Genomic DNA, 12,903 nt, shown 5'->3' with positions numbered 1-12,903 from the left:
CGTCATGTCCCTGCGGAAACTGCGGAAAGAGTGCGAGGCCGGGCTCGCCGACCTGCCCCTCCCGGTTCCCTTCTCGCTGGACGCACTCGTCGCGAACATGGAGGAGGCCGGCGGGCGCACCATCCGGCTGCACGAGATGCCGGACCGCCTCGCCCGCGTCAACAGCGCCTGCGGGCTGCGTCTGAAGGCGGGCTCCACCAGCCTCGTCCTCTACCGCCGCAGGCCGACCGCGTACCAGACCCAGCACGTGATCCTGCACGAGCTGTGCCACGAGTGGTTCGACCACGGGACGACGCTCGACGCGGAGCAACTGCGCACGCTCCTCCCGGTCTTCGACACCTCGCTGATCGCCCGGATGATCTCGCCGGCCGCCGCCGAGTCCTTCGCCTCCGGCGGTGGCACGGTCCAGGCCCGCGCGCAGTACGACACCCACGACGAACGCATGGCCGAATTCGGTGCGTCCCTGATCCCCCGGATGGCGCGGGATCTCACCACCGATGACATGGTGGGGCGGCTGGACAACTCCCTGTCCCGCCCGGTGGCCAACCGGCGGCGCGGGCTCTTCCCCGGAAGACGGTCCGACGACGCCTGACACGTGCCACCGCACCGCCCGCGGGTCCCCCGCCCCGCGCCCCCGACCCCGAGGACGAACACCGCCGTGACCCCCCTCGATCTCGCCGGCTACCTGATAGCCGGCCTGATGACGGCCGTTGCCCTGTGGCGTATGCCCGCTGCCCTGTGGGGCGACGAGGAGGACCGCAGACGCCGGGCCCTGTGGGGCTGCTACGCCGGATTCGCCGTCGCGCTGTGGACGAAGACCGAGGCGGTGCGCATCGGACTCAACAACAGCGCCGTCACCGACCTCGCCGTCCTCATCAAGCACTACACCGCCACGGTGGCAATTCTGGCCATCCTCAGCTACATCGTGGCCATCTACGGCAGCTACCCCGAAGAGGGCGCGATCCCGCGCCACGTACGGTTCGCGCGGCTGGTCCAGAAGCTGGCGGCCAAGGCCTCGGTCGCCACGCTGATCCTGCTGACCGTCCTGTTCTTCACCGTCGTCGACCGCTCCGAGCCCTCGGACCGCTTCGTCTCCGACCACGCCGGGGAAGGGGGCGCCACGCTCTACATGAGCGTCTTCTACCTCTACCTCGGTGCCGCGTCCGCCGTGTGCGCCTTCCAGTGGGCGCTGGCCACCCTCGACGCCCGGCGGCGCCATCTGCGCATCGGGCTCGGGATGATGACGTTCGCGATGTTCATCGGCGTCGGCTACACCGTCAGCCGCACGCTCTTCCTGTGGATCAGCGTGGTGGACGAGCCGAGCGAGGCGTTCGCCCTGCGGTTCGACCAGATCACCGAGGCGGCGCAGCTGGTGCTGTTCGCCTTCTTCGCCCTCGGCGCGTCCATCCCCGCCTTCGCGGCCGGGGCACGCCGGGCCAGGCTGTGGCGGGCCCAGGTCAGACTGCACGCCCTCTGGTACGAGCTGATGACCGCGTTCCCCGAGCAGCCGTTCGACCCGCCCGCCTCGCTGGCCCGCGAGCTGACCCGCTTCAACGTCCCGGCCGACCTGCGGGTGGACCGCTGGGCGGCCGACATCGCGGACGCCGCCGAGAAGCTGCGCCACTACGTGCCCGACGGGCTGCTGGCCGCCGCCGGACGGGCCGCCGCCCGTGACACGGACGACCCGCGCCGGGCCGAGTCCCTCACGGACGCCTACTGGATCCGGGCCGCCCTCCTCGCGAAGGACTCCGGCGCACCCGCCGGAGGGGCCGCGCCGGTCGCCGCCCAGCACGCGGCCGACCAGGACGGCGAGGTGGCCCGGCTGGTCCGGGTCGCCGCCGCGTACCGGACGGTCGACGAGGAGCGGGCCCGCGCGGTCCTCGCCGCCGCGACCGCCGACACCGCCACCGCCGACACCACCCGCACGACGGAGACGAGCGCATGACCGGCAGCACGGACACCACGACCGGCGAGGGCATCCCCACCGCCTCCGCCCGCACGGCCTCCGTGGCGCGCACCGTCACCGATGTCCTCCAGCCGCGCAACGTCCTGCTGGCGGGCATGCTCGGCATCGGTCTGGCGGCGGCGGGCGACTGGACGGGGCTGCTCTGGGGCTTCCTCGGTGCGCTCTGCGCCGGGCTGATCCCGGCGGGCTACATCGAGTGGGAGCGCGGGCGCGGCACCTGGGGCGACCGCCATGTGGTGGACCGCACCAAGCGGGCGCCGATCTTCTTCGTGATCCTGGGCTCGATCGGCGCCGGCTCGGTGGTGATGGTGCTGGGGAACGCGCCCACCGGGATCCTCGTCGCGATGCTCGCGCTGTGGGTGATGACGATCGGCCTGCTGGCCGTCAACACGGTGTGGAAGATCTCGGTCGACTCGGCGGTGGCCTCGGCGGCCGTCTCGCTCCTCGCCGTCGTCCACTCGCCCTGGTGGACCGCCGCGTACGCGGTGACGGCGGCGGTCTGCTGGTCCCGGGTCGCCCTCGGCTATCACACCGTCGCCCAGACCGTGGCGGGCGCGGGCCTGGGCGCGGCGACGACGGTGGCGTACGTCTTCGGCTGAGGGGCTACCGGACCACTACGGGCCCGTCCATGGTGTTCGCGGTGCAGCCCGGGCCTCCGATCCGTACGGGCCCTGAGCTGCGGGTCACCACGACGGGCCCGCCGACCCGCGAACCGCACAGGTGGACCGCCGTCGCCCGGTCGGCCTGGAGCGGGCCGTCCACCGTGGAGCCGGTGACCACGAGGGCGGCTCCCGCGCGGACGACGACGGGCCCGCGCTGGGTGGCCCGGTCGAGGCAGGTGACCCCGTCCGTCACGACCAGGGGCCCGTTGCGGGGGCCGGTGACCGTGGTGGTGCAGGCGGGCACGGGCAGGACGCGGGCCTTGTAGTCGAGGGCCTCGGCGAGCTTGCCGGGCTTGGGGTCGCTCAGCGGCTTGCCGAGCTTGGCGAACTCCCCGCCCGTCTCCTTCTTGCCGCCGTTCCACTCGTCGATCCGGCCGAGCTGGGCGGCGGTCTTCCCGTCGTCGACGACCGCGTCGGCGTCCAGCGCCGCCATCGACTTCGAGGCGCGCTTCACCAGGTCGAGGTACGGGCCCGGGGCGGTCAGGTCGTACGCGGACGCGTCGTGCTCGCCGCGCAGCCACGAGCCCCAGGAGAACTCCAGGAACTCCGTCGCGCCGTCGGGGACCTCGTAACCGATGTCCCGGGTGAAGTAGACGAGGCTGCGGTACGGGTCGTCGCGGAAGTGCGTGATGCCGAGCCGGTCCGGCAGCTGTTCCACGCCGAGCGGCCGGTTGTTCTCGTCGCGCAGCCACACCTTCTTCTCCGCCGTCATCCGCTGCCAGAAGGCCGGGGTCGACAGGGAGCTGAAGTTGTCGGTGACGCGGAGCCGGATGTGCATCCGGGTCGAGCCGTCGGGGCCCTCCAGGAACGACGTCAGCGTGTGGTGCCCGTCGGTGAGGTAGAGCTTGCCGCCGGGTCCGACGACGGCCGTCTTCATCGGGGCGATGGTCTCCGGGGTCTCCTGCCCGAGCGGCACGGTGCAGGAGAAGCTCGACGGATCGTCCAGCCGGGCCTGGGGGCCGGCCGAGGCCGCCTCCTCCTGGCCGTTGGTCTCGCACCAGTCGTCGAAGCGCTTGTTGACGTCGCCCGCCGCCTCGTCGCGGTCGCTGCCGTACCGGCCGAGCTTGTAGAAGACCTGGTCGAAGCCGAGCACGGCCTGGGTCGGGTGGAGTTCGCCGAGCGTGACGTCGATCAGGTCGCCCGGCTGCGCGCAGGTGTGCGGCAGCGGCCCGCTCCCGGCGCACGGACCGGCTGCCGCCGCCCCGGTGCCCGCCCCGGCCACGACCGTGCCCGCCGCCAGCACCCCGGCCACCAACAGCGCTGTCGATCGGTTCATGAACGTCCCCTCCCGCGAAATGGTCTTCCGCGGGGGACCATCGCAAGGCCCGACGACCCCCGCACGGACGTGATGTGAACGAGGGATGGCGCCGGGGTGCCACGACGGGACCGCCCGCGTTTGCGGGGGTGGCGGACACCCGGTTACGTGGACGGGGAGGGCGCGCCCGCGAACGGACGGGCCCCACCGGCTGGAGGTGTCCCGATGGCGAAGAACCGGTCCGCGCCCGCCAAGGGCCTGCGCGGCAGCAAGGCCGGGCTCGTGCTGAGCCTGGGCAGCAGCGCGCTCGCGGTCGTCAGGGCGTCGAAGCAGGTCCGCCGGGCCAAGGGCACGCACGACAAGCTGAACACCGCCGACGCGGTGGCGGGGCTGCTGCCGCTGATCACCTCGGCCGCCCTCGTCCTGCGACAGCTGCGCGGCCGGAAGCGGGAGACCTCGGAGACGGCCTGAGCGGGCCCTCCCTCCACAGCCCGCCCGAAAGGCCGGAAATCACCCCGTCGTCGATCACTGAACGATGCCCGGCCGGGGTACGAAGGTGCCGTGCCGAACCCTTTCAAGATCACCGCCGCCCGTGCCCAGGACATCGTGACGCTGGGCGAGTGGGCCCACGAGGAGAGCTGGAACCCGGGCCTGAACGACGGCGCGGTGTTCTTCGCGACCGACCCCGGCGGCTTCCTCTTCGGCCGGCTGGACGGCGAGCCGGTCACCTCCGTCTCCGTCGTCCGCTACGGCAGCGCGTACGGCTTCCTCGGCTTCTATCTGACCCGCCCCCACCTGCGCGGACAGGGGTACGGGCTGCGGACCTGGCAGGCCGGGACGGCCCGGCTCGCCGGACGCACGGTCGGCCTGGACGGGGTGCCCGCGCAACAGGACAACTACCGCCGCTCCGGCTTCCGCACCTGCTGGAGCAACGCCCGCTTCGAGGGCACGCCCCCGCCGGACGTCGCGCCCCCGCCCGGCACCACCCTGGTCGACGCCCGGAGCGTGCCGTTCGACCTGCTCGCCGCCTACGACCGGCGGCACTTCCCGGCCGCGCGGGACACCTTCCTGGCCTCCTGGATCACCGCCCCCGGCCGCACGGCCCTGGCGGCGGTGCGGGACGGCGAGCTCCAGGGCCTCGGGGTGCTGCGGGCCTGCCGCGCCGCGTCCCGGATCGGCCCGCTGTACGCCGCCTCCCCCGCCGTGGCGGCGTCCCTGGTCAGCGCGCTGGCGGCCACCGCCCCTGACGCCCCGGTCGCCGTCGACGTACCCGACGTCAACCCGGCGGCGGTGCGGCTGGCCGGGGAGCTGGGTCTGACCCCGTCGTTCGACACGGCCCGGATGTACAGCGGCCCGGAACCGGCCATCGACCGGCCGGGCCTGTACGGCATCACCAGCCTGGAACTGGGCTGACCGGGGCCCGTGGAAAGGGAAACGGCGGCCGTCACTCCGCCGGGGTCGGCCGCACCACCGGGCGGCCCTCACGGATCCGGGAGGCGAGCACGGCGATGTCGTCCTCCGCGTCCTCGCCGAACCGGTCGAGGACCTGGTCCAGCAGGTCCTCCAGCCGTCCGCCCGGCGGCATGGTCAGCGCGGCGAGCCGCCGCACGGAGACGTCGATGTCCTCGCCCCGGCGCTCCACCAGACCGTCGGTGTACATGAACAGCACGGTTCCCGGGCCGCAGGGCACGGACGCGGTCCGGTAGCCGCCGAACCCGGTGCCGAGCGGCGGCCCCACCGGAACCGGCACCACCCGGGCCCCGGCGCCCGGGTCGATGAAGACCGGGGGCAGATGGCCCGCGCTGGCCACCTCGCACACCCCGCCGAACCGGTCGACGACGGCGAGCAGACAGGTCGCCGCCCGGTCCAGGCCGGACCGCTCGACCATGGTGTCGAGCTGCTCCAGGATCCGGTGCGGCGGCAGGTCCTCGCCCGCCAGCAGCCGGAGCAGCGAGCGGTACTGGCTCATCGCGACGGCCGCCTCCACCCCGTGCCCCATCACATCGCCCATCGCCTTGAGGTGCCGGCCGTCCTGGAGCGGTACGACGTCGAACCAGTCGCCGCCGACCAGGACGCCCCGGTCGGCGGGGAGGTAGCGGGTGGCGATCTCGACGTGCGGGTGGGGGCCCCAGGGCTCGGAGAGCAGGGAGCGCTGGAGTTCGCGGGCGATGCTGTGCTCGTGGTCGTAGCGGCGGGCGTGGTCGAGGTCGACGCCCGCGCGGACGGCGAGTTCGCGGGCGACGGCCACGTCCTGGCCGTCGAAGAGCGGTGAGCCCTCGGCCCGTACGAGGGTGAGCGTGCCGAGCGGCCGGCTGCGGGCGGTGAGCGGGACGACGAGCGCCTGCCGCAGCCCGAGGGCCTTGGAGGCGGTGATCCGGTCCGAGGTGATGCCGGTGCGCCGGCGTTGGTGGTGCTCCCAGTCGTCGACCACGGGTTCGTTCTCCGCCAGGCAGCGGGTCACCGCGGAGTCCGCGGCGAAGTCGACGTACTGCCCTGGATAGCCGAACCGCTGCATCTGCTCGTCGAGTTCGCCGTCGCCGCGCAGCGCGGCCCGCCGCAGCCGTACGACACCGGGGGCCGGGCGGCGTACGGCGTGCCCCACCTCGGCCGGGAAGACGTCGACCGCCGCGACGTCGGCGAAGTCCGGCACCACGAAGTCGGCCAGCTCCTTGCAGGTGGTGTCCATGTCGAGCGTGGTGCCGATCGCGACGGCGGCGGTGGAGAGCAGGGCGACATGGCCGCGGGCCTGCTCCAGCTCCTCGCGCTGCCGGGTGATGTCGGTGATCTCGACGACGATCGCCATCAGCCCGCACGCGGCCCCGTCGGTGTCCAGCCGGTGGTACGTGGCCCGCCAGAACCGCTGGTCCGCATCGGACACCGCCCAGGTCCGCCCCTGGATCGTCTCCTCGCGGGGCTTGCCGTCGGCGAGGACGTCGCGCAGGGCGGCGGCCTGACCGCGCAGCTCGGGCAGCACCTGGGAGAAGGTCCGCCCGATGTGGGAGGCGGCGGTGAGGCCGTTGAGCCGTTCGAGGGCCGGGTTGACGTAGGTGTAGCGGAGTTCGTGGTCGAGCACCGCGACGGCGGCCGGATTGCCGTCGAACAGGGTCGCGACGGTCTTCGGGTCGACGTACGAGGGCATGCCGTCGTCGCACGTGTCGGCCTGCAAGAGCATGCCTCCCGCCGTTCGTCGCCTCCCGGACCCCCATCGTCGGCCGCCCGTTCCCGTACCGCATCCGCAGGACGGCGGGAGGGTCGCACCGGCGGACGGGGCGGGCGGTCGGCGCGAGCGCCCCGCGGCGCGTGGCGGGCGGGGTCAGCGCGGGGCGGGCGGGGTCAGCGCGGGGCGCCGGTCCGGCCCCGGTCCCGGCCCCGGAACCGCCCGCGGCCGGAATCGGGGAACAGATCCGGACCGAGGTCCAGATCGGAGTCCAGATCGAGGGTGCCCTCGGTGGCCTCGGCGGTGGCCGGCAGGGCGAGGGCGCTGCCGACCGCCTCCGGCAGACTGCCGGAACCTAGCAGCCCGGTGACCAGCCCGGTGGTGAGGCGGTGCCAGGCGGCGGCCCGGCGGATCATGGCGTGGTCGCCGCCCCGGACGGTGACCATGCAGGTACGGGCTCCGGCGCGGCGGGCCCGGGCGGTGAGCGACTGGGTGGCCTGGGGGCTGGTCAGCCGGTCCCGGTTGCTGTGGACGAGGACGACGTCACGCCCCGCGAGCTGGGTGACCGGATCCCCCGCCGGACACCAGGGCGCGAGCCCGACGACGCCCCGCACCAGCGGGTGCCCGGCGGCGCGGAGGGCGGCGCGCGCCCCCATGGAGTGCCCCAGGAGCACCACCGGCAGCTCCTCGCCCGCTTCCGCCCGCAGGGCGTCGAGGGCGGCCACGGCGTCGTGGAGCGGGTCCGCCCGGTCGCCGTTCCAGCCCCGGTGGGCGTACCGCACCTGCCGCACGAGGACGTCCTCACCGCCGGCCCGGGCGGCCCGGACGAGAGCCCGGACGAAGGGCCGCATCCGTACGCCGGGCAGATTCAGCGGGCCCGGCGGCGGCGGCCCCGTACCGCTCTCCCGGCCCCCGTGCAGAACGAGAACCGCTGCCGACGGCGGTCGTTGGGCCACGCGTACCTCCAGGTCCGGGTGCGGGGCGCGGTGCCCCTCTCCCCGTATTCGGCGCCGCGGCCGCTCCGGATGGGTGAAGTGCCGTCCACTGTACGGTCACGGGCACGGAACCATCCGTGCCATCCGCGACATCCCCGTATACGACACCGAAGGAGCCCTCCATGGCATCTGGTCCTCAACTCGGCAGCGCGGCACCGGACTTCACCCTCTCCGGCGGAGTACTGTCAACCTCGGGCGACACCTTCGAACGCGCCGACTACCAGCTGTCCTCCGCCCGCGGCCGGTCCGTGGTGCTGGCGTTCTACCCGGGGGACAACACCAGCGTCTGCACGAAGCAGCTGTGCTCGTACTCCTCGGGCATGGAGGCCTTCGAGGGGCTCGACGCCGACGTCTGGGGAATCAGCCCACAGGGTGTGGACAGCCATGAGTCGTTCGCCCGCGCCTTCAGCCTGCGGATGCCGCTGCTGGCGGACGAGGGCCGGGAGATCGCCAAGGCGTACGGGGTTTCCGCGCCGGGCATCGGGGTGCGGCGGGCGGTGTTCCTCATCGGCCCGGACGGAATCCTGCGCTGGAAGCACGTGGCGCTGCTCGGAGCGACGTTCCAGTCACTCTCCACACTCACCGACCGGTTGTCCGGCATCAAAGAAGCGTAAAGATTGCCGGAACCCGGCAGTGACCGAGGCAGGTGGTGTATGGGATCATCCAGCCAGATCGACGGAAAACACTCGGGGGAAGTCGACAACAGGGGAGTGATCGCGTGACCTTCTTTCTCGGTCTCGGCATTGCGGGGATCGTGCTGCTCGCGCTCTCCCTGATCTTCGGCGGGGTACTCGAAGGCCTCTTCGACGGCGTGCTCGACGGCCTCTTCGACGGACTGCTCTCGCTCCCGGTGATCGCCGGATTCATCTCGATGCTCGGCTTCGGCGGAGCGATCGTGCTCGGCGCGACCGGTGCGGGAACGCTCGTGGCCACGGTCGTCGGCGTCGCCGCCGGCCTGGTGGCGGGCTGGCTGACCTGGAAACTCAGCAAGGCCCTGATGCGCGACCAGACGCACGCCACTCCGCGCGACAGCGACCTGGTCGGCACCTCGGGATCCGTCGTGACGGCCATCCCGGCCGAGGGCTACGGCGAGGTGCTGCTGCGGCTGGGCGACCAGCCGGTGAAGTACGCGGCCAAGTCGGCGACGCCCGTGGCGCGCGGGACCGAGATCTGGGTGGAAGCGGCACTGTCGACCACATCGGTCGCGGTCCGCCCGGTGGAGCGCTGACCACGTGACCACCGTGAACCGTCCGCCCACCTGACACCCACCGTCACACGGCACAGCCCGCCCCGATCACCTTCATTCCCCGACCCATTCCCATTTCCTTTCCTGGCACCACCCCGCTCCACAACAATCTGCCGTCCCCCCACGGGAGGCAGGGGGGACACCTCTCATGAGTCCAGTAGTCATCGCCGTCATCGGCATCGTCGTCCTTCTCGTCCTGCTCGGCCTCGTCGTCATCACGCGTTACAAGGTGGCCGGGCCCAGCGAGGCGTTCATCATCACCGGCCGTCGCGGCAAGAAGTCGACGGACCCGGTCACCGGACGCACCAGCATCGACAACAGCGGCCAGAAGGTCGTCGTCGGTGGCGGCGTCTTCGTCGTGCCGTTCGTCCAGCAGAAGTTCACCCTGGACCTGTCCAGCCGGCACATCCCGATCGCCGTGCGCGGCGCGGTGACGCTGCGCGGCGTCAAGTCGAACCTCGAAGGCGTCGCGATCGTCAAGGTCGGTGGCAGCGAGGACGCGATCCGCGCCGCCGCCCAGCGCTTCCTGCAGCAGCAGGACGGCATCGTCGGCTTCACCCAGGAAGTGCTCTCCGGCGCGCTCCGCGCGATCGTCGGCCGGATGTCGGTCGAGGACATCATCCGGGACCGGGCCGCGTTCGCCGGGCAGGTCGCCGAGGAGGCCGAGGCCAGCCTCTCCGGCCAGGGCCTGATCCTGGACGCCTTCCAGATCCAGGACATCACCACCGAGGGCTCCTACCTGGAGGACCTCGGCCGCCCGGAGGCCGCCCGCGCCAAGCAGGAGGCGGACATCGCCGAGGCCATCGCGAAGCGGGCCTCGGAGCAGGCCCGGCTGAAGGCGGCCGAGGAGATCGCCATCGCCGAGCGGACGTACTACCTGAAGCAGGCCGAGATCAAGGCCGAGACGGAAGCCGCGGCAGCCAAGGCCAACGCCGCCGGTCCGCTCGCCGAGGCCGCACGCCAGCAGGAAGTCCTCCAGGAGCAGGAGAAGGTCGCCGAGCGCCAGGCCGCGCTGACCGACCGCGAGCTGGACACGAAGGTCCGTAAGCCCGCCGACGCCGCCCGTTACCAGGCCGAGCAGGAGGCGGAGGCCCGCCGCATCGCCCAGGTCAAGGAGGCCGAGGCCGACGCGGAGCGCTCGCGCCTGACCGGTCAGGGTGAGAAGCTGCACCGTTCGGCGCTGGCCGACGCGGTCCGCATCGAGGGTGAGGCGGAGGCCGCCTCGATCGCCGCCAAGGGTGCGGCCGAGGCCGAGGCCATGCAGAAGAAGGCCGACGCGTTCGCGCAGTACGGCGACGCGGCCGTCCTCCAGATGCTGGTCGAGGTCCTCCCGACCGTCGTGGCCAAGGCCTCCGAGCCGCTGAGCGCCATCGACAAGATGACGGTCATCTCCACGGACGGCGCGAGCCAGCTGGCCCGTACGGTCACCGACAACGTCGCGCAGGGCATGGAACTGCTCAACTCGACGACGGGCGTGGACCTGGCGTCCCTCCTTCAGAACCTCAAGTCCCGCACGGCCACCGTGCCCGCGCCGGGAACCCCGGAGGCTCCGGAGGCGGACTCCTCGACGTCGAAGAACGGCGAGATCGAGATCAAGGGCTGACGCGCGAGGCCCCTGCCAGGGGCTGAGCCCGTTCACCCGTCACCGGTGCCCGGCAGCGACCTGTTCGCCGCCGGGCACCGGCATGTCCGCGTTCGGCTGCGCCGGTGACCCCGGCCTGGTCTCACTCCGCCGGTCCGGCATCTCCGCGCTGATGGGCCCGGAAGCGCGCCTTCTTCTGACGATTCCCGCAGGTGTTCATGTCGCACCATTTACGGGTCCGGCTCTGGCTGGTGTCGAAGAAGGCGGCCCGGCAGGTCGGTGACGCGCACAGGGCGAGCCTTCCGTCGCGTTCGCCCGCGATGATGCCGATCGCGTCGGCGGCGATCACGCCGAGGGCGTCTTCCACGCAGGAAGCCGAGCCGAGCCGCCAACGCCGCTCGCCCTCGGGCGTCAGGACCGCCGCGGCCCGCCCCTGAGCGCTGCGGTCGTTGATGACCTGGACAGCAGAGGCGGGCAGCGCCTCCTGGAGCGCGGCCGCCGTCGCGGCGGCGTGAATCGCCTCCCTCAGCTCCCGGGCACGGTCGAGCTGGGCACGGGTGCAGGAGTCCACGGCGAGGCCGTTCACCGCCAGCCAGTCGACGAGTCGCCGCGGAACGGGAATGCGCTCGACAGGGTCGCCGCGCCGCTCCGACAGGGTCCCGGTGAAGCTGGTCGCCAGCACGCTGCCGAGACGGAAGTCAGGGAACCGATCACGCATGGAACCACCTTAGGTGGTTGCATCGCGGCTCGGGCTGCTGCTAGAACCGGCTTAGCCGGTTCCCGATGGCAGGAGGTCCCATGCCCCGCCCGACGAGCGACGTACAACCTTTCGCAGCCCGTGCGACCGACGCCGACCTCGACGATCTGCGCGCACGGCTCGCCGCGGCGCGACTGCCGGAGAGCGAGACGGTCCACCGCGCCGGACCGGGCCCCCTCCGATGGGAACAGGGCGTTCCCCTCACCGACCTCGTCGATGTCGTGAACTACTGGCGCACCGCGTACAACTGGCGATCGTTCGAAGAGCGGCTCGACCGGATCGGCCAGTTCCGCACGACCATCGATGATCTGGGAATCCACTTCCTGCACCGCCGGTCCGCACGTGCGGATGCCACTCCCCTGATCCTGACGCACGGCTGGCCGGGCAGCATCGCCGAGTTCATCGACGTGGTGGACGAACTGGCAGACCCGAAAGCCGCGGACGCACCGGCCTTCCACGTCGTGGTCCCGTCCCTGCCGGGCTTCGGCCACAGCGACAGGCCGGCCACCACCGGCTGGGGGACGGAGAAGATCGCGGCCGCCTGGGTGGAGCTGATGAGACGGCTGGGGTACGACAAGTTCCTTGCCCAGGGCGGTGATTGGGGAGGCGTGATCACCACGATCCTCGGCGGCAGGTTCCCGGAACACGTACTGGGCATCCACACGACGACCGCGCAGGCACCCCCCGGGCTGACCACGGACGGGCTGACGGCGGCCGAGCGCGGATGGACCGAGGAAACCCGCGACTTCTGGCTCCGCCGCGCGGCGTACGCGAAGCAGCAGGCGGCCCGCCCGCAGACCATCGGCTACTCGCTCGTCGACTCACCGGTCGGGCTGCTCGCCTGGATCCTCGACAAGTTCGCGGAATGGTCGGACACCGAGGACAGCCCGTTCGAGAGGATCTCCATCGACCGAATCCTCGACGACGTCACCCTGTACTGGCTGACGCGCACGGGTGCGTCGGCGGCCCGCATCTACTACGAAAGCCACGACTCGCTCGATCCCGACCTCCGGGTCGACGTCCCCTCGGCCATCACGGTCTACCCCCGCGACATCGAGAAGAGCCCGCGCCCGTGGGCACAGGAGCGCTTCCGCCGGATCGTCCACTGGGGGTCACCCGAAGCCGGGGGCCATTTCCCGTCCTTGGAGGTCCCCGACCTCTTCGTCAAAGACCTGCAGGAGGGCCTGGCGGCGGTGCTGGCGGCCACCGGTCGCTGAAGGCGTACGGGAGCACACCCACCCCACCAACACCTGAACTTCCCTTCACCCTAGGCGAGTTGACCG

The 12,903-nt window shown here is 72.3% G+C and carries 13 protein-coding genes; 9 read left to right on the top strand and 4 right to left on the bottom strand.

The window, feature by feature from the left end:
• Positions 1-4: 4 nt before the first annotated feature.
• The 3 genes from ACSMXR_RS19065 (at position 5) to ACSMXR_RS19055 (ending at position 2,565) form a co-directional block, all read left to right on the top strand.
• The gene (locus ACSMXR_RS19065; RefSeq protein ID WP_137229706.1) at positions 5-592 is read left to right on the top strand and encodes a toxin; all 588 of its coding nucleotides are present in this window, start codon (positions 5-7) and stop codon (positions 590-592) included.
• 66 nt (positions 593-658) lie between these two features.
• Complete coding sequence (locus ACSMXR_RS19060) at positions 659-1,945, top strand: MAB_1171c family putative transporter (protein ID WP_137229704.1); 1,287 nt, start codon at positions 659-661, stop codon at positions 1,943-1,945.
• On the top strand, positions 1,942-2,565 hold the full coding sequence (locus tag ACSMXR_RS19055) for a hypothetical protein (RefSeq protein ID WP_137229702.1): 624 nt from the start codon (positions 1,942-1,944) through the stop codon (positions 2,563-2,565). Before ACSMXR_RS19060 ends, ACSMXR_RS19055 begins: the two co-directional genes overlap by 4 nt.
• Before the next feature lie 4 nt (positions 2,566-2,569).
• Here ACSMXR_RS19055 and ACSMXR_RS19050 read toward each other — a convergent pair whose 3' ends face one another.
• Positions 2,570-3,904, bottom strand: coding sequence for a ParB-like protein (locus tag ACSMXR_RS19050; RefSeq protein ID WP_473169490.1), 1,335 nt, complete (start codon positions 3,902-3,904; stop codon positions 2,570-2,572).
• Between the two features lie 204 nt (positions 3,905-4,108).
• On the opposite strand from ACSMXR_RS19050, the gene ACSMXR_RS19045 reads away from it, so the two are divergent.
• Positions 4,109-4,354: a hypothetical protein gene (locus tag ACSMXR_RS19045; protein WP_137229698.1), complete on the top strand. Its 246-nt coding sequence runs from the start codon at positions 4,109-4,111 to the stop codon at positions 4,352-4,354.
• A 90-nt stretch (positions 4,355-4,444) separates the two neighbouring features.
• Entirely contained in the window at positions 4,445-5,296 is an 852-nt protein-coding gene (locus ACSMXR_RS19040) for a GNAT family N-acetyltransferase (protein ID WP_473169489.1), read from the top strand.
• 31 nt (positions 5,297-5,327) lie between these two features.
• Here ACSMXR_RS19040 and ACSMXR_RS19035 read toward each other — a convergent pair whose 3' ends face one another.
• Together ACSMXR_RS19035 and ACSMXR_RS19030 are read right to left on the bottom strand one after the other, a co-directional pair.
• On the bottom strand, positions 5,328-7,055 hold the full coding sequence (locus ACSMXR_RS19035) for a SpoIIE family protein phosphatase (protein ID WP_376184926.1): 1,728 nt from the start codon (positions 7,053-7,055) through the stop codon (positions 5,328-5,330).
• Between the two features lie 161 nt (positions 7,056-7,216).
• Positions 7,217-7,996, bottom strand: coding sequence for an alpha/beta family hydrolase (locus ACSMXR_RS19030; RefSeq protein ID WP_473169488.1), 780 nt, complete (start codon positions 7,994-7,996; stop codon positions 7,217-7,219).
• Positions 7,997-8,157: 161 nt separating this feature from the next.
• On the opposite strand from ACSMXR_RS19030, the gene ACSMXR_RS19025 reads away from it, so the two are divergent.
• From ACSMXR_RS19025 to ACSMXR_RS19015, 3 genes are all read left to right on the top strand, one after another.
• Positions 8,158-8,649, top strand: coding sequence for a peroxiredoxin (locus tag ACSMXR_RS19025; RefSeq protein ID WP_473169487.1), 492 nt, complete (start codon positions 8,158-8,160; stop codon positions 8,647-8,649).
• Positions 8,650-8,753: 104 nt separating this feature from the next.
• A complete protein-coding gene (locus tag ACSMXR_RS19020) occupies positions 8,754-9,263 on the top strand; it encodes a hypothetical protein (RefSeq protein ID WP_137229688.1) in 510 nt (169 codons plus the stop codon).
• A 166-nt stretch (positions 9,264-9,429) separates the two neighbouring features.
• Positions 9,430-10,884 carry a flotillin family protein gene (locus tag ACSMXR_RS19015; protein ID WP_137229686.1) on the top strand — a complete coding sequence of 485 codons (1,455 nt, stop codon included), beginning with the start codon at positions 9,430-9,432 and terminating at the stop codon, positions 10,882-10,884.
• Positions 10,885-11,005: 121 nt separating this feature from the next.
• Here the strand turns inward: ACSMXR_RS19015 and ACSMXR_RS19010 are convergent, their stop codons facing one another.
• Positions 11,006-11,581, bottom strand: coding sequence for a CGNR zinc finger domain-containing protein (locus ACSMXR_RS19010; RefSeq protein ID WP_137229684.1), 576 nt, complete (start codon positions 11,579-11,581; stop codon positions 11,006-11,008).
• Between the two features lie 80 nt (positions 11,582-11,661).
• Here ACSMXR_RS19010 and ACSMXR_RS19005 point away from each other — a divergent pair, with 80 nt between their 5' ends.
• Positions 11,662-12,837, top strand: a complete 1,176-nt coding sequence (locus ACSMXR_RS19005; protein ID WP_473169486.1) for an epoxide hydrolase family protein — start codon at positions 11,662-11,664, stop codon at positions 12,835-12,837.
• Positions 12,838-12,903: the final 66 nt, after the last annotated feature.

The organism is Streptomyces sp. DSM 106670 (assembly GCF_055792845.1).
This window is presented reverse-complemented; position numbering and strand designations above follow the sequence as displayed.